Raw genomic sequence first — 16,658 nt, 5'->3', positions numbered from 1 at the left:
CGCATGCCCGAACTCCTCCTGTGCCCACGCTTCCGCCGACGAGGCCACCTCTGCATCCAACATCTCCCTCGCTAAATGTCGTCAGAGGGGGGGAATGTACCGATCGGAGATGGGACCAATGCTCAGGCCAGGGGCTGGACCCAAGCTCGATGAACTGCGCGATGCGCAGTTCATCGAACAGGCCCGGTGAAGAGCAGCCGCGGCGTTGCCGACCGAGACCGCCGCGCCGCTTCGGAGCCGTCTCCACACCCTTGCAATGCGTCCGGATCTGCTGCCCATCCGATTCCCCTTTGTCGGAACGCACGTCATCTCTGCGCCGAGGTCGATTCCGCGTTTCCGGAGCACGCGCGGATCCATTTTCCGGAGCGTTTCCCTTTTTCGGGACGCCCCCCGCCTCGTTTCCGGGAGCCTTCCCCTTTGTCGGAACGCAGCGCGACGTCGCCCCCGAGGCTCTTCCCACATCGTGCATCGCGCCGGGATCCGCTCCCGGGGACGTTCCCAGCTCCGGGAACACGTCCCGCCGCAAGGGGGAGCGCGTTCCGACAAAGGGGAACGACCGTTTCACGGTTTCCGGGAGCCTTGTCCCTCCCGCAAAGCGCGTCCGCGGGGCCCGCGCTCCCGTTGCACGGACCGGGCGCCTCATCAGGTACACTTTTCGTCAGGCAACTCCTTGCGGCGTGACAAGCAGCGGCCGCTCGCGGCGGGCCCCGCGGGCCGGCACTGGCCCCCCGACTTCTTCGCCGGCCTGTTGAAACAACTGCGCACCGCGCAGTTGTTTCACCCCGGGTCCAGCGCCTCGCTGGTCCGGGGTCGAGGGGGCGGACAGCCCCTCGCGGGGTCCGGGGCAGCGCCCCGGCGGCGCGACGTGGCAGGGCGCAGAATCACTCGTCGATGGCGACGAGGTAGTCGTCGAGCGGCGGCAGCTTGTCGATGATGCCGAGATCGAGGAGCTGCTTGGCGAGCGTATCCCAGCGCTCGCGCGTCATCATGCCGAGCTTTTTCGTCTCCGCGTTCTCGACGAGCGTCTTTTGCGCCGCGGCGACCGCGGTGAACGTCTCGGCGTCCATCGTGGTGTTGAGCTTTTGCATCACCGCATTGGCGGGGGCCGGGTCGTCGAGGTACACGCGCCAGCCTTCCCGCGCGGCGCGCACGAACGCCTTGATGCGCTCCGGGTTCTCTTTCCAGAGCGCCTTTCGCGTGATGATGACCGTGGCGTAGGGGTTATACCCTTCGTCGGCGACGAGAAAGACCTTCGGCTCCGCGCCCTTCTTCCGTGCGGCGATTGGCTCCGAGGTGATGAAGCATTGCTGGGCGTACTCCTTGTCCACGACGAACCGGGCGATGCCGCCGTCGTAGGGCACGACCTTCACCTTGTCGAAGCCGTATTTTTTCTTGAGATACGCGCTGTACGCGGCGCCCGGCTCGATCGAGAGGGTGCCGCCCGTGAAGACGTCGGCCATGGTCTTTGCGTCGCGCGAGGCGTGGACCATGATGGCCTGCGGGAAGGTCTGGTACGTCGCGAAGATCGGGACGACGTCGGCGCCGCGCGCGCGGGCGATGACGACCTCGTCCCCGCCGACGACGCCGAAATCGCTTTGCCCATTCGCGACCATCTGTAGGACGGGCACGCCCGCGCCGCCGGGCATGATTTCGACGTCGAGCCCGGCGCGCTTGAACGCGCCGCCGTCACGCGCCGCGTAAAACCCTCCGAACTCTGGCTCGGCCACCCAGTTCAGCGTGAGCTTGACCTTGCCGGCGCCCGCGCCTCCGCCCTCCGCGGAGCTTTTGCAGCCCGCCGCGGCCGTGAGGAGCCCGAGCGAGAGGAGGAGCCAGGTGCGGCGAGGCAGGCAGGAGGGAGGTGCCGTTCTCATGGGAGAACGTTGATCCCACGGTCGCGAAGGCGCTGCAAGCCTCAGCGGACCTGCGCCCAGAGGAGCGCGAACAGCTTGCTCCGCGCCGGGGCGTCGAGCTTGCCCTCCGCCGCGTATTCGACCCGCCCGTCCTTGCCCACGAGCACGACGCTGCTGACGCCGCGCCGCAGGGCGTACGTCTTCCGGAATGCGCCGTCCCAGTCGCAATAGATGGTTTGTCCGACCTCGACGGCCTTCTTGCGCACGCTGCGCTCGGCGAAGCCGCGCAGCGGCCAGGCGCGATAATCGCTCGTGTCGGCGATGGCGACGAACTGGATCTGCTTGGCCTCGGCTTTCGTGTCCGCGAGCTTGTTGAGCTCGTCCTTCAGCGCCCGGTTTTGCGCCGCCGACTTGCGATCCTCGTAGAGGATGAGCGTCGGCTTCGGGCGGGGAAACCCGAGGTCCATGACGCGCCCGTCCGGATCCTCGACGACCACCCGCCGCACCGGCTGGCCCACGCGCGGCAGGGCGAGCGCCGAGCCCGCGGGGATCAGAAGGAACAGGACCAGAAACGCCGTCCCGATGATTGCGGGAAAAACTCGCATTTTTCGGACGAACGCTTGCTTCATGGGGTTGCCTCCTCGCCCCGATCGTCCGGGGGACGCGGGGCGTAGCACCTGGGGGTACAGGAGGCATGCCGCGTCGCTCCGTGTCCGCGGATTCATTTCGCAATCGTGGTGCCGGGGAACGGGCGGGCGGGCGTGACGGAGATCGGGACCGCCGGCTCGCCTCTCGGGCCCTTGCTCGTCCAGCTCGCCGGCGTCGGGACGCGCTTGCCGAAGGTCGCGCATCGCCATGGAGGGGGCCTCGCGCGCCCCCTCCCTCACCGTCCCTTGCGTGGCCTGGCAATCCCGTACAGATCCAGCCGCATGAGCAGCGTGCGCCGCGAGATGCCCAGCATCTCCGCCGCCTTCGACTGATTCCCCCCGCACGCGTCCAGCGCCAGCACGATGCGCTGCCGTTCGTCCTCTCCCATCGGCACGCGCAGCGGCGCGATGGATACGATCCCGTCGGGCTCGGGGCTCGATGGCCGCGGCGGCGGTATCGTCACGAACTCCGGGCTCGACTTCCGGGAAGCTCCCCGCCCGCTCAGTCCCAGGTGCTCGGGCTGGATCATCTCTCCGGCGCTCAGCACCACCGCGCGCTCGATGACATTGCGCAATTCGCGGATGTTCCCCGGCCACCCATAACCCAGCAGCACATCGAGCGCCGCGTTCGACAGCCGCGGCTCCGCCCGCATGTTCATCTGCACGGCCGCGCGCGCCACGAAGCTCCGCACCATCGGTTCGATCTCCGAGACCCGCTCTCGCAGCGGCGGAATCTCGATCGTCACGCCGTTCAATCGAAAATACAGATCCTGTCGAAATGCGTTGCGGGACGCCTCCCCCTCCAGGTCACGGTTCGTCGCCGAGATGAAGCGCACGTCGATCGGCCGCTTCTCGATGCCCCCCACCCGCAAGACCTTCCGCTCCTCCAGCACCCGCAAGAGCTTCACTTGCACCGAGACCGGCAGCTCCCCGACCTCGTCGAGGAACACCGTCCCGCCCGCGGCGACCTCGAAGAGCCCCGGCTTCGCCCGCGTCGCCCCGGTGAACGCGCCCGCCTCGTGCCCGAAGAGCTCACTCTCGAGGAGCGATTCGTGGATCGCTGCGCAATTGAGGCAAACGAGCGGCCCTCGTCCCCGCGGCGAGCGCCGATGAACCGCCTCCGCCATGACCTCCTTGCCCACGCCCGTCTCCCCGAGCAAGAGCACGTTGATGTTGCTCTGCGCGACCCGTTCGACGAGCTCGTACAGCTTGCGCATCCCGCTGTCGTGGATCACGGGCACGGAGTAGGAACGAATCACGCGGGAGGACGCCGGGTTGTCCTCGGATGCGCCCGCGCGCTGCACGACGACGAGCGTGGCGCCGAGCTGAATCCCGTCGCCGAGCGCGAGCTCCATCGATTCGTGAGGGGGGATGCGGTACTCGACGATACGCGCCGTCCCGTCCGCGTCCTCGGACCGCGACACGCGCAGGCCGTTCGAACTTCCCACGTCTTCGATGCGCAGGGGAGGCCCCAGGTCGAGCACGGCATGGCGTCTCGATATCGACGGATCCCGCAGGACGACCTGGTTGTTCTCACCCCGGCCCATCGCGAGCCGACCTGTTGCCGGCAACGGACGTACACGCGTGGTGTCCGCTGTAACGATGAGAAGTTCGAGCGAGACCTGGTCCTTCACGCTTAGTCAGATTACAGCCGGCGACTATAGAAAAGCAAGGATTTGTGTTCCAGAAGAAACGTTTGACGGCGTGCGTAAGTATGGATGCTTCCGTCTCATCCCGGTCAAATCACGAGATCGGAGAGCGAACTCCGTGCGCCAGCATTCTGTCGACTGTTTGGCGATCGCCTTACGGGAGCGAATGGGGGCGCGGCGCCGCTTGCTTTCGTTGCCCCTCCGAAAGCAGCGCCCGGTAGGTCTCCGAGCTCTGCACGAGCTCCTCGTGCGTGCCCATCGCCGCAATACGGCCCTTGTCGAGCACCACATTGAACGTCGACTTCACGAGGTGCGGCGCGTGCGTGACGAGGATCGTCGTCCGCCCGGCCGAGAGCTCGACCACGCTGCGCAGCAGCTCCTCCGCCGTGGCCCCCGGCAGCCCCGCCTCCGGCTCGTCGAGCACGAGCAGGCGCGCGTCGCGAAGGAGCATTCGCGCCAGCAGGAGCCGCCGTTGCTCCCCGCCCGAGAAGTTCGGCGGCACCTTGCGCACGACCGCCCCGAGCCCCCGGCCGCCCTTGTCCTCGGCCAGATCGTCGAGGCGCACGCGCGCGAGGAGACGCCGCATGGCCGCCTCGTCCGGCGGATCGGCAAGGCCGAGCGCGAGGTTCTCCGCGACGCTGCGCTCGAAGAGCACCGACGCCTGGCCGAGCACCGCGAAGAGGCGCGAAAGGTCGCGCGGTGAGAGGCGCGTGAGGTCGACGCCGCCGACCTCGATCTTGCCGCGCGTCGGATCGTCGAGCCGCAAGAGCAGGCGTACGAGCGTGGACTTGCCCGAGCCCGAAGCGCCGCAGATGGCCACCACCGCGCCCGCGGGGATCCGGAGCGAGACGTCGTGCAGGACGTCCTCCTGGGCCCCTTCGGGCCGGTAGCCGACGTGATCGAGGACGACCTCGTCGTTCGGGATCGCCGCGAGCGGGAGCGGGCTCTCGGGCTCGGGCGGGTGCGGCGGCAAGGAGAGCAGATCCCGGAGCGAGGCGAGCAGCGGCGCGCGCTCGAGCAGGCCCGCGCGGAGGCCATCGAGCGCCTCGAAGCGCGCGAGCAGGAGCGGCGTGACGAGCAGGAGTTTTGCGATGTCGCCGGCCTCGTACGTCCGGCCCGAGAGGCGGAGCGCGACGAGGAGGACGAGCGGCGACATCGCCGCGAGCACGCTCTTGATCTGCCCCGACGCCGCGAGCGCCGCGGCAAAACTCCGGCGCGCGTCGGCCGCGCGGTGCGCCGCGTCCGTGACCTCCGTGAGCGCCGTTGGCCGCGCGCCGAGCAGGCGAAGCTCCTCGGTGCCCGCGAGCATCTCGCCGAGCGCGCCGAAGACCGCGGTGTCCGAGCGCTGCATCGACTGCATCCGCTCGCCCACGCGGCGCGAGGCGCGATCGGAGAGCACACGCGAGAGCACGAAGAGCAGCGCCGTGCCCACGAGCACGGGCCACGCGCCGCCCGTCGCGAGCTCGAACGCGAGGACGAGGAGCGTGACGATCGCCTGCGGCAAGCCCGTGATGACAGCAACGGCAAAATCCGACACGGCCGCCGCGTCGCGCGCGATGACGAGCTTCACCGCCTCGAAGCCGCGCACGGCGGGCGCCTTCACGCCGGGCGGCGCGGGCGGACCGCCTTTGGGCGCGAGCGCGCGCGCGCCGGCCGCGTCCACCGCGCGCGGCGAGGCCCAGAGCGCCGCGCGCACGAGCTCCACGCGGAGCGCGGCCGTGAGCTCGGCCGAGAGCTCCGAGCCGGCGCGGCTCTGCGCCATCGTGACGCCGACGCTGATCGTCACGGCCACGAGCGTCGCCACGATGACGAGCCACGGGCTCTGCCCCGACACGAGGCGCGCGAACAGGCCCGCGAGGCCGGGGCTCGGCGACGCAGGTCGCCCTTGGATCGCGCCGATCGCGACGCCCACGAGGCCCGGCAGGACGCCGGCCATCACGCCCGCGAGCGACGCGAGGCCCACTGCGAGGACGAAGCCGACGAGCGGGCCGCCGCGCAAGGAACGACGGACGACGCGGAGGATCCTCCAGAGATCGCGCACGGGCCGCGGATGCTACTCGAAGACGGCCGAGCAAGGGCGCCCGTTGCAAGCGGCGCGCTTTCGGTAGACCCTACGCGTGGTGCGAAGAGAGCATAACGGAGGCCTCGTGGTGACGGTGGCGTGGTGCGCCGCCCTCGCCGCGTGCACGAGCGAGCCCGCGCCCGCGCCCGCGCCCGTGCCCGCGCCGCGCGCCGCCTCGTCCGTGTTCTCGCCCGAGGTCGCCGCGCGCTTGCCGCTCGCCGAGCCTGAGGAAGGCGGCGCGCCCGTCGCGAAGGCGCCCGTGCCGGGCGTGCTCGAGGAGATCCTCGCCGCCGCGCCGAAGGCCTCGGCCACGTCGACGGGCCCGGACGGAGGGACACTCGTCGGTACCGAGACGGGCGTCCGCGACGAGGCGCAGAGCACGTTGGAAGGCCTCGACGGCGGGCTCGACGCGTCCGCGCCGCGCCTGGGCAAACGAATGCAGATCCAGGAGGGGAGCCTCGACGTGCACGAAGGAATCCCTTCGCCGGCCGTCGAGCGCGCCGCGCGGGCGCAGCTCTATTATCCGCTCGTCACGCGCTGCCGCGGCGCCGAGGGCAAGCTCCTACCGCCCGACACAATCGTGCTCCGTTTCAAAATCGACGTGGACGGGTACATCGTGCCCTCCTCGATCAGCGCGAGCGGCGCCGAGGCGCGTTACGAGGCCGCGGCGAACTGCATGCAACGCGAGCTCTCGGCCGCGGCGTTCCGGGCGCCCGCGGCCGCGCGGGGCGTCGCGACGTGGGTGAACGCCACGGTTCCGTCCGTCGATTGATTGACGCCCGAGCGTGCTCCGCCTTTCGAGCTGCGGTTCGGCTTGCATGACCGGCGCGGCGAGCCCAGCCTGACGCGATGCCTCGCGGCGCAGGGCAGGGCAGGGGAGTGCGGAATGCGGACCTTTTCGTGGGCCGCATCGCTTGCCCAATCGGCTTGCGGGGTCTTTTCGAGCCTTCGCTTCCGTCCGTGAAATACCGGGATGGAGTATAAGGGCCGAGCGCCGCCGCGATGTGCTGAGGGTACGAGGGGTGAGCGGAGATCGACGGTGGACCTGAGCGACCAGTCCCAGACCCTGGTGATCATCGGCAACGGGATGGTCGGCTGGAAGCTCTGCCAGCGAATGGTGGAGTACGGCGCGAACGACGAGATCCGCATCCTCGTCTTCGGCGAGGAGTCGTTCCCGGCCTACGACCGCGTCCACCTCACGGAATACTTCGCCGGGCGCCCGCTCTCGACGTTCTCGCTCGCGCCGCCGAACTGGTACGAGCAAAACCGGATCGAGCTCTTCCTCGGCGATCCGATCGTCGAGGTCGATCGCGAGCAGAGCGTGGTGCGCTCGCGCTCGGGCCTGCGCGTCGAGTACAACCGCCTCGTCTTCGCGACGGGGTCGCGCCCGTTCGTGCCGCCGATCGAGGGCGCCGACCTGCCGGGCGTCTTCGTCTACCGCACGCTCGACGACGTCGCCGACATCGAGGAGTACGCCTGTGATTTCGCGCCGATCAAGAGCGCGGCGGTCATCGGCGGGGGGCTGCTCGGGCTCGAAGCGGCGAAGGCGGTCTTCGACCTCGAGCTCGACGTGCACGTCGTCGAGGTCTCGCCGTACCTCATGCCGCGGCAGCTCGACGCCGAGGGCGGCGCCGTCCTGCGCGACAAGGTCGAGCGGATGGGCGTGAAGATCCGCTGCGGCAAGAAGCTCCTCCGGATCGAGGAGGTCACGCTCGATCCACCCGGCGAAGCGTACGGCGCCGCCGCCTCGTACCGGGCCCCGACGCCGGACGCGGTCGACGCGGTCGTCAGCGAGATCGGCCCCCCGATGGGCCTGCGCCTCCACTTCGACGACGGCGAGACGCTCCTCGTGGGCATGGTGGTCTTCGCGGCCGGCGTGCGCCCGCGCGGCGAGCTCGCGAAAGTGGCGGGCCTGCAGATGGCCGGCGACGGCGGGATCGTGGTCGACGATCGGCTGCAGGCCATCGACCGGAAGACGCGCCATCCCGACGAGCAGATCTTCGCCGTCGGCGAGTGCGCGTCGCACCGGGGCACGACCTACGGCCTCGTCCTGCCGGGCTACCAGATGGTCGACGTGCTCGCGGCGAACCTGCTCGGCGCCGAGCGCAAGTTCGAAGGCGCCGACATCTCGGCGAAGCTCAAGCTGATGGGCGTGACCGTCGCGGCGCTCGGCGAGCACGACGGCGACCAGCGACTCGGCGGCAACGCGCTCGTGTGGAGCGGAGGCGGCGTCTACCGCAAGCTCGTGATCCGCGACGGACGGCTCATCGGCGCGGTGACCGTGGGCGAGTGGGAGAACCTCGACCGCATCCGCGAGCTGCTCAAAGCGCCGCTGCCGCTGTCGTTCTGGGACATGCGCAGGTTCCGCGGCACGGGCAACCTGTGGCCGAAGTCCGAGTCCTCGCCCGTCGCGGACTGGCCCGCCGAGGCGATCGTCTGCGGCTGCGTGCGCGTGACGCGCGGCGCGCTCGCGCTGGCGATCGAGGGCGGCTGTTCGTCGGTCGAGGCGCTCGGGACGAAGACGGGCGCGGGCACGCTCTGCGGCTCGTGCAAGCCGCTGCTCTCGGAGCTGCTCGGCCAAGACGGACCCGTGAGCGTCTTCGAGCCGATGCCCGCGTCATGGCGCGAGGGGCCGCGCAGCCGTCGCGGCGACGGCGGGCCCCGGTCGCGCCGGGGCGAGGGGCCGCGCAGCCGGCGCGGCGGCGAGCTCTCGCCTTCGTCGCGGCTCGACTCGTCGCAACACACGAGCGTCATGCCTCCCTCGTCGCTCGCCACCGTCCCGTCGTCGTCGCTCGACAGCGACGCGCCGCGCTCGCGCCGCGACGAAATGCCCTCCTCGCTCGAGACCCTCGCGGTGATCGAGCTCGCGCCGCCCTCGGTCCGCGACATCGCCCCGCCTTCGCATCGCTTCTCGATCACCATCACCGCTCGGCCGCCGGAGCTCCCGATCGCGCACGGCTTCGGCGCCCGCAACGCCGCGCCCCTCGCGCCCCTCGCGCCCGCGCCGGCCTTTGACGACGCCGACATCGAGCCGGCGCCGATGTCCGTACGAGGTCCCATGATCCACGCGCCGGCCGAGGACGACGCTGACGCGGGGCCCGCGTCGATGCGTAGCGCGTCGCTGGCCACGCACTTGGCCGTGGACCTGCCGCCCCCGAGCACGCTCCGCTCCTCGATCCCGCCGCCTTCGTCGGTGGATGTGCCCCAGGCGGCGAACTTCCGCGCCTCCTCGTTCGAGGTGAAAGAGGTGCCGGAGGAGGCGCCCGTCGCGCGTCGTGGCGTCGCGCTCGCGTCCGAGACGCCTCCGGCCGGCACCGAGATCGCGCCCCGGTCCGACGCGACGCTCGTCGACACCCGCGCCGACCTCGCGCCGCGCTCGGACGCGACGCTCGTGGAGGTGCCGCCCCGCGAGCCCATGAAGACCCCGCCGACGGGGACCGAGATCGCGCCGCGCTCGTCGCGCCTCTCGCTCGAGCCGGCCCCGCGGGGCGACGCCGCGCCGACGCCGCCCACGGGCATGCCGGTCGTCCCGCGATCAGCGCGTTCGTTCGAGGTCCAAGCACCTGCCTCGGTCCGCGCGTCTTCCCTCACGCCGGCCTCGGGCATCGCGATCACGCCGCGCAGCCCGGTCCGCACGGCGACGCCGCCGGCCGGCATCGCGCTCATCGGGCTTGGCGGCGAGGCGCTCCCGCCCGCGCTCCCCCAAACCCCCGCGACGGGCCTCGTCCTCGGCCTTGCAGCGCGCGTGACCGCCGAGGGCCCGATCCGCCGATCGACCCCGCCCGCCGGCTCGGTGCGCGTCGTGTCCGTCGCGCCGCCGCCGCCCTCCTCGCAGGCCGCCCCGTCCTCCTCGCGGGCCCTGCCGCCCTCGTCTGCCTCGCCGACCTCGTCGCGCCCGCTCTCCAGCGGCGTCATCCTCCCGCCCTTGGACGTGGCCATTCTCTCGGTCGACGAGCCGCTGCCGAGGCTCGCCCCCTTGCCCGTGATCGAGTCCACCCTCTTCTCGGTCTCGGATGTGCCGCCTTCCTCCACGCGGCGGCTCTCGGCGATGGAGGGCCTCATCGACACGGAGGACCGCAGGGAGAGCTCCTCGACCCGCTACTCGCGCATCTCCCTCCTCGCGGGCGTCGAGGAGGGCGAGATCACCGACAGCCTCTCGATCCCGCGCGACGGGCTCACGCCGAGCCTCACGCCGAGCGTCCCTCCCGTGGATCGGGCGCCGATGTCCCGGCGGAGCTGGGTGCCGCCGAAGCGCCTCAGCATGCCGCCGGGCGCGCTCCAGACCCCGAGCGTGCCGCCCGTGCGCCTCTCGATCGCGGCTCCGATCCAGGCTCCGCCGGAGCGCGGTCGCAAGATTCTCCTCGTTGCGTCGGCCGTGGCTTTATCCTGGGTCCTGGTGCTGGCCCTCGCCCCCTCCCTCGCTCCCCCCCGCTCCGTCCGGACGGGCTTCCTCCTGGACGCGCTCCTGCGTCCGGGCGTCACGAAGCAGGTGACCGGCTACGCGCTCGTCGTGCTGGCCGTGGCGAGCCTCGGGGTCTCGCTGCGCAAGCGGTGGAGGCGGTTCCGGTCCGCGGACGTGCCCGTGTGGCGCACGGTCCACGCCGTCCTCGGCGCGGCGACCCTGCTCCTGTTTTTCCTGCACACGGGCCTCTCCGCGGGGACCCGGGTGAACCTCGTCCTGGCGATCGACTTCCTCGCCGTGGTGCTCCTCGGCGCGCTCGCGGGGGGCGTCTTCGCGGTGAGCTCCCGGTGGAGCCCGCTCGCGGCGCGCAACCGCCGTTTGCGGGCAACCTCCGTTCACCTTTTCCTGACCTGGCCGCTACCGATCCTCGTCGCCCTCCATGTGCTTGCCGTGTACTACTACTGAGAGGCGGGCCTGCTGATGAGCACGCGTACCTCGATATTGGCCTGGCTCCTGCTCACGGGGCTCGTGGGTGGCTTTGGGGCGTTCCGGCTCACTTCACCGGACCAGACGCTTTATTTGCCGGACCAGACCTCGCACGGGCACCATCAAATCGAAATGGCGTGTGCGTCCTGCCACACGCCGTTCGGCGGCGTCAAAGACGACGCTTGCACGAATTGCCATGGCGAACAGCGCACCGCGGCCGACTCGCACCCCGCGTCGAAGTTCAACGACCCGCGCAACGCCGGGAACCTCGAAAAGATCGACGCGCGCCGCTGCGTCACGTGCCACGTCGAGCACTGGCCCGAGGGGACGCACCGCGAGGGGCACACGATGCCCGTGGATTTCTGCGTCACGTGCCACGCCGACGTCGGCACCGAGCGGCCGAGCCACGCCGGGATGTCGTTTACCACGTGCAGCGACGCGGGCTGCCACAACTACCACGACAACCGCGCGCTCTGGGAAGATTACCTGAAGAAGCACCTCGGCGAGCCTGTCGTGCTCGCGTCGGCGAAGGTCTTGCCGCGTGGGGTCGCGATGGTCGCGAAGGGGCCGAAGTCGCTCGCCGCGAGCAATCAGGACGCGCCGCGCACGGTGGCGTTCTCGGCGGCGCTCGTCTCGGAGTGGGAGGAGTCGGCGCACGCGCGCGTGGGCATCAACTGCTCGGGTTGTCACAGCGGAACGCAGGGGGAGTGGGTGAACAAGCCCATGCTGACGATCTGCGCGGGCTGCCACACGGAACAAAACAAGGGGTTTGGCCTGGGGAAGCACGGAATGCGCGTCGCCGCGGGCCTCGGCCCGATGAGCCCCGGGCTCGCGCGTTTGCCGATGCGGGCCGAGGCCAAGGAGCTCGAGGTCGGCTGTGAGAGCTGTCACGGCGGGCACTCGGTGAACGCCCGAAAAGCGGCCGTGGACTCGTGCCTCGGGTGCCACGACGACGAACACAGCCGGTCGTACCAGCGGTCGCCGCACTTCAAGCTGTGGGAGGCCGAGATAAACCGCACGGCTTCGCCCGGGACGGGTGTATCGTGTGCAACGTGCCACATGCCACGAGAGAAGTCGTCGAGCAGCGCGGCTGTCGTGGTGCAGCACAACCAGAACGACAACTTGAGGCCGAGCGAGAAGATGGTCCGCAACGTCTGCACGAGCTGCCACGGCGTGGGCTTCTCGCTCGACGCGGTCGCGGACCCGGAGCTCGTCCGGCACAACTTCGCCGGTCGCCCGAAGAAACACGTGGCGAGCGTGGACATGGTCGAGAAACGCGCAGCGCAGGGGAAGCGCTGAGCAAGGAGAAGGACGACGTGAAGATGGGACACTCGAAGGCGGGCGCGATGGTGTGCGGTGCCGTGGCCCTCGCCGGCGTGACGGCGTTTGGGTGCGGTGGTCAGGGTGGCGGCGGCGCGGCGGCGGGCATCCAGCCGCAGCAGATGGCGGACGCGCTCTACGCCGTCATCGCGGCCGATCGCGCGACGTACGCGGGCCAGGTCGTCGATCGCCTCGTGAAGGAGAACGCGATCAAGGCGACGGAGCGGTTCAAGGAGGAGAAGACGCTCCCGTTGCCGGCGCAGATGCTGCGCATGGGGGCCGAGCACGCGCAGAAGACGAACTCGAGCTTCTCGTATGCGCTCCTCTCGCAGTGGCCGATCAACCAGCAGAACAAGGCGAAGACGGAGGCCGAGAAGGCGGGCCTCAAGTTCGTCGCGGAGAACCCGGGCAAGAACTACTACACGGAGGAGAAAATCGCGGACAAGACCTATTTCACCGCGGTTTATCCGGACAAGGCCGTCGCCGCCGCGTGCGCGAATTGCCACAACGAGCACGCCGACAGCCCGCGCAAGGACTTCAAGGAAGGCGAAATCATGGGCGGTCTCGTGATCCGCATCCCCGTGAACAAGTAACACCTCGGCCGGGGGGGCCGAGCGGGGGGGTTTTACTCGCCAGCCGGCGCCGGTGATGAAGGCGCTTCGGGAGAGGGCGGCGCGTCGGGGGCGGGGGACGAGGACGTGTCCGCGGGCTGTGGCGGCGGCGGGGGCAGGGCCTTGGGCGGCGCGGCGAAGAAGGGATCGGGCGCGGACGCGAGCCGGAGGAGCGTGGGCGACTGCGTGGAGACCTCGGCCGTGTAGGCCTCGGCGCCCTGGGTGGTCTCGCCGGCGTTCAGCGTGGTGGTCACGCGGTAGAGGCCCGGGCGCGGGAACGTGCCGCGCGGGCAGACCTCGTGCAGCAGGATCGTGAACGAGGTCGAGGCGCCGGGTTTCAAGGTCCGGAACGCGTCCGGCGGCAGCCCACGCGGCGGATCGCCGAGGCAACTCTTCGTGTGCCCGTAAGGCCCGTCGATACGGAACGAGAACATCCACGGCCGGAGCGCCACGAAGATCGGCCGGAGACCCGCGTTTTTCGCGGTCACCGTCAGCGAGACCCCGTTCGGCGCGGCCACGTCCTTGAACGCATCGGCCGAGATTTCGAGCCTCCCGGCGCGCTCGTCGACGACCGGCGCAGGCGCGGCCGGCTTGCCGTCCGAAGGCTTTGCCCCGTTCGCGTTCGCGGCCGGCGGCGGCGGAGGCGGGCTCTCGCCGAGCACGATCGCGGGCGCGAGGAGCTCCGGCGCGGGCGTGATGGTCGGCTCGCGCTCGGTGCTCTCGGCGGCGAAGGGCGGCTCGGGCGGCTTTTTCGTGCCTTTTTTCGGCGGATCCCAGCCGAAGCGCGCGTGCAAGGTGACGCCCGGCCGGAGCGCCGCTGCGGCCTTGCCGAAGCAGAAGAGCCGCGGATCGAAGGGCTCGACGTACGACTGCCCCGGGCCGAGCAGGAGCGCGCGGCTCTCGGGGAAGCTCGAAGGCCGGAGCGACTTCGGCAGCTCGCACGACGTGGGCTTTTTCTCGCCTTCCACCTCGATCTCGAACCGGAGCAGCCGCGGGTCGGCGGGCACGCGCAGCGGCACCGTGCCCTCGTTGTCGATCCGCATCGTCCACGGCCCGGTCATCGTCGGCGCGACGATCCAGAGGCGCGCTTGCGCGGGCGGGAGCGGCGGCGGCTCGGGCGCTTTCTGGGCCTTCGTCGCCTTGGCGGGCGGCGCGGCATGGGCGCTCGGTGAGACGAGGCTCGAAAGGCAGAACAACGAGGCGAGGAGGGAAGCGCGCGAGGATCGCATCACGGGAGCTCCGGAGTCGGTCGAGAGGCGGCTTTCCGCTTTCCTTCCGAGGGCGTCAACCTTAGCGTACAAATGAGCGCCCGCATGCGAGGTCTGTACGCCATCGTGGACACCGCCGCGCTCGACCGGCGCGGAATCGACGTCGTCGCCTTCGCCGAGGCGGTGCTCGCCGCCGGCCCCGCCGCGCTCCAGCTCCGCGACAAAACCTCGGGCGTGCGGCGGACGCTCGCGCTCCTCGCCGAGCTCACGAAGCTCGCCGCGCGCGCCGGTGTCCCGCTCTACGCGAATGATCGGCCCGACCTCGCGCTGCTCACGGGTTGCCCGGGGATCCATGTAGGTCAAACGGATCTGCCCGTGCCGCTCATCCGTGCGCTCGTGGCGCGGACGGGAGGGTCGTTCGCGGTCGGCCTCTCGACGTACGACGAGGCGCAGATCGACGCAGGCGTCGCCGAGGGCGCGGACTACCTCGGGATCGGGCCGGTCTTTGGGACACAAAACAAAGACGACGCCGAGCCGCCGATCGGCCTCCCGCGCCTCGCGGCCCTCGCAGAGCACGCGCGGTCGCTCGGGTATACACGCCCGCTCGTGGCGATCGGCGGGATCACCCTGGAGAACGCGGCCGCGGTCGGCGCGGTCGTCGACGCCGCGGCGGTCATCGGCGCGCTCCTCCCGATCGCGAGCGGCGACGCGGGGCTCGCGGAGACGACGGGCCGCGCGCGCACGCTGCACGAGGCGATCCTCGGCGCGACGCCCCGAACGGAGCATCCATGAGCCTCGTCGCCATCGCCGTCACGGCCGCCGTGGCCGCGTCCCTCGGCTACCTCGCGAGCCGTCGCCGCGAGAGCGCGCGCGAGGCGTTCGGGCCGGACGAGACCAAGGCGCTCGATGAAAAGAAGAAGCCTCGCGCCTTGAAGGCGCCCCCGCCCGCCGATCCGCTCGCGGGGCTCGCGCTCGCGCTCGGCGACGTCGTCTCCGCGGAGGGCGACGAGCGCTGGCTTGCGGGCGCGATCGTGGCGCGGGAGCAGGCGCTCGCCGCGGTGATCTTCGTGGCGCCGGAGGGCCTCGCGCATCACGCCGTGGCGCTCGTCCCCGCCGACGCGCGCGCGCTCCTCTGGCTCAGCCCCGAGGTCGTGGACACGCCGCCCGAGCCACCTGGGACGCTGGAGATCCGGGGCATGGCGATGCAACGCAGGAGCCGCTTGCCCGTGACGTTCGAGCGCTTTGGCCAGGGCGCGCCCACGGTCGGCGCGTCGGGCCTGCTCGCCGTGTACGAAGCCGGCGGCCGCGAGGTCGCGATCGTCGTCACGAGCGAAGGCAAGACGCTCGCGTGGGCCGGTCGCCGCCTCGACGAGGGCGAGTACGACCGCATGGGCCGCGGCGACGCCGAAGGCTGATCAGGGCATCGCGTCGCGCAGCTCGGACACGAGCTGGATGATCGACAGGTTCGGCGAGGCGTTGCGCTCCAGGTAGCCGATCGTGCGGAGCACGAACTCGTAGCGCCGTGCGTCGATCACGGCCGCGCGCGGGTCCCGCGCCGCGCGGGTGCGCGACGATCGGGCGAGCGCCGCGCCGAGGGCGCGCAGATCGTCGCGCAGCCGATCCTTGTTCTTCGTATCGAGCGACTCCGCGAGCGCCACGGCCGGCCCGAGGTCCGGCGCTGCCACGGCCGAGAGCATCGACGTGACGAACTCGTCGCGCGCCGCCGTCCGCTCGGCGTCCGCGAGATCGAGCGCCGCTGCCGCGCTTCCTGCGGCGAGCTCGATCGCGAGCTCCTGCTGGCCCGCGGGCATCCCCTTCGCCTCCAGGATCTTGTGCAGCACGGCGTCCGAGAGCGGCCCGAAGCGGATCTTCAGCGTGCGCGATCGGATCGTGTCGAGCATGCGATCCGGCCGCGACGTGAGCAGCACGAAGTGCGTGCCTTGCCGCGGCTCCTCCAGCGTCTTCAAGAGCGCGTTCGCGGCCGCGGTCGTGATCTCCTCGGCCCGGCGGATGATGAAGAGCCGCGCGCGTCCCTCGTGGGGCGGGTACGACGCGTGGGGCAGCACGATGCGCCGCACTTGTTCGACCGAGATGCCCTGCACCTCCTCGGTCTTCTTGTCGAGCGTCGCCGGCGGGTAGAGGCCTTTCTCGACGAGGATCACGTCCGGGTGCTTCGGCACCTCCGGGCGCTCGGCCCCGAGCGTCACGGCGCGGTGGCAGGCGTCGCATCGCCCGCAGCCGAGCTTGTCGCCGCCGGTGCACACGAGCGCCTGCGCAAGCGCGAAGGCGGCCATCTCTTTGCCCACGCCGTCGGGCCCCTCGAAGCGGTAGGCGTGGTGGACGCGCCCGCTCTCGAGGGCCTGCACGAGGGTCCGGATGGCCTCGTCCTGACCGAGGATGCGCGAAAACGGCACGCGGGACTG

Annotated in this window: 12 protein-coding genes; 6 read left to right on the top strand and 6 right to left on the bottom strand. The window is 70.9% G+C overall.

The window, feature by feature from the left end; translation table 11 throughout:
• Window positions 1-881: 881 nt before the first annotated feature.
• From E8A74_RS24530 to E8A74_RS24515, 4 genes are all read right to left on the bottom strand, one after another.
• Window positions 882-1,871 (bottom strand): ABC transporter substrate-binding protein, encoded by a 990-nt coding sequence (locus E8A74_RS24530; protein WP_136931486.1) that lies wholly within the window; start codon window positions 1,869-1,871, stop codon window positions 882-884.
• 41 nt (window positions 1,872-1,912) lie between these two features.
• Window positions 1,913-2,479, bottom strand: a complete 567-nt coding sequence (locus E8A74_RS24525; protein ID WP_170229339.1) for a YtfJ family protein — start codon at window positions 2,477-2,479, stop codon at window positions 1,913-1,915.
• A 254-nt stretch (window positions 2,480-2,733) separates the two neighbouring features.
• On the bottom strand, window positions 2,734-4,131 hold the full coding sequence (locus E8A74_RS24520) for a sigma 54-interacting transcriptional regulator (RefSeq protein ID WP_232379723.1): 1,398 nt from the start codon (window positions 4,129-4,131) through the stop codon (window positions 2,734-2,736).
• Window positions 4,132-4,300: 169 nt separating this feature from the next.
• Window positions 4,301-6,187 carry an ATP-binding cassette domain-containing protein gene (locus E8A74_RS24515; protein WP_232379722.1) on the bottom strand — a complete coding sequence of 629 codons (1,887 nt, stop codon included), beginning with the start codon at window positions 6,185-6,187 and terminating at the stop codon, window positions 4,301-4,303.
• Window positions 6,188-6,266: 79 nt separating this feature from the next.
• Here E8A74_RS24515 and E8A74_RS24510 point away from each other — a divergent pair, with 79 nt between their 5' ends.
• From E8A74_RS24510 to E8A74_RS24495, 4 genes are all read left to right on the top strand, one after another.
• A complete protein-coding gene (locus E8A74_RS24510; RefSeq protein ID WP_136931484.1) occupies window positions 6,267-6,980 on the top strand; it encodes a hypothetical protein in 714 nt (237 codons plus the stop codon).
• Between the two features lie 267 nt (window positions 6,981-7,247).
• Entirely contained in the window at window positions 7,248-11,075 is a 3,828-nt protein-coding gene (locus E8A74_RS24505) for an FAD-dependent oxidoreductase (RefSeq protein ID WP_170229338.1), read from the top strand.
• A gap of 15 nt (window positions 11,076-11,090) precedes the next feature.
• On the top strand, window positions 11,091-12,395 hold the full coding sequence (locus E8A74_RS24500; RefSeq protein WP_136931482.1) for a cytochrome c3 family protein: 1,305 nt from the start codon (window positions 11,091-11,093) through the stop codon (window positions 12,393-12,395).
• Between the two features lie 23 nt (window positions 12,396-12,418).
• On the top strand, window positions 12,419-13,009 hold the full coding sequence (locus E8A74_RS24495) for a Tll0287-like domain-containing protein (protein ID WP_136931489.1): 591 nt from the start codon (window positions 12,419-12,421) through the stop codon (window positions 13,007-13,009).
• Window positions 13,010-13,041: 32 nt separating this feature from the next.
• On the opposite strand, the gene E8A74_RS24490 is transcribed toward E8A74_RS24495, so the two are convergent.
• The gene (locus E8A74_RS24490; protein WP_136931481.1) at window positions 13,042-14,256 is read right to left on the bottom strand and encodes a hypothetical protein; all 1,215 of its coding nucleotides are present in this window, start codon (window positions 14,254-14,256) and stop codon (window positions 13,042-13,044) included.
• A gap of 84 nt (window positions 14,257-14,340) precedes the next feature.
• Between E8A74_RS24490 and E8A74_RS24485 the strand changes: the two genes are divergently transcribed.
• Window positions 14,341-15,027 carry a thiamine phosphate synthase gene (locus E8A74_RS24485; RefSeq protein ID WP_136931480.1) on the top strand — a complete coding sequence of 229 codons (687 nt, stop codon included), beginning with the start codon at window positions 14,341-14,343 and terminating at the stop codon, window positions 15,025-15,027.
• Window positions 15,024-15,650, top strand: coding sequence for a hypothetical protein (locus E8A74_RS24480; protein WP_136931479.1), 627 nt, complete (start codon window positions 15,024-15,026; stop codon window positions 15,648-15,650). Before E8A74_RS24485 ends, E8A74_RS24480 begins: the two co-directional genes overlap by 4 nt.
• Here the strand turns inward: E8A74_RS24480 and E8A74_RS24475 are convergent, their stop codons facing one another.
• Window positions 15,651-16,649, bottom strand: a complete 999-nt coding sequence (locus E8A74_RS24475; RefSeq protein WP_136931478.1) for a DNA polymerase III subunit — start codon at window positions 16,647-16,649, stop codon at window positions 15,651-15,653.
• Window positions 16,650-16,658 lie beyond the last annotated feature (9 nt).

This window comes from Polyangium fumosum (genome assembly GCF_005144585.1).
GTDB lineage: Bacteria > Myxococcota_A > Polyangia > Polyangiales > Polyangiaceae > Polyangium > Polyangium fumosum.
This window is presented reverse-complemented; position numbering and strand designations above follow the sequence as displayed.

Coding starts and splice junctions, on each gene's coding strand:
- E8A74_RS24530 (WP_136931486.1), bottom strand. CDS start 1,871: ATGAGAACGGCACCTCCCTCCTGCCTGCCTCGCCGCACCTGGCTCCTC.
- E8A74_RS24490 (WP_136931481.1), bottom strand. CDS start 14,256: ATGCGATCCTCGCGCGCTTCCCTCCTCGCCTCGTTGTTCTGCCTTTCG.
- E8A74_RS24525 (WP_170229339.1), bottom strand. CDS start 2,479: ATGAAGCAAGCGTTCGTCCGAAAAATGCGAGTTTTTCCCGCAATCATC.
- E8A74_RS24480 (WP_136931479.1), top strand. CDS start 15,024: ATGAGCCTCGTCGCCATCGCCGTCACGGCCGCCGTGGCCGCGTCCCTC.
- E8A74_RS24485 (WP_136931480.1), top strand. CDS start 14,341: ATGCGAGGTCTGTACGCCATCGTGGACACCGCCGCGCTCGACCGGCGC.
- E8A74_RS24495 (WP_136931489.1), top strand. CDS start 12,419: ATGGGACACTCGAAGGCGGGCGCGATGGTGTGCGGTGCCGTGGCCCTC.
- E8A74_RS24500 (WP_136931482.1), top strand. CDS start 11,091: ATGAGCACGCGTACCTCGATATTGGCCTGGCTCCTGCTCACGGGGCTC.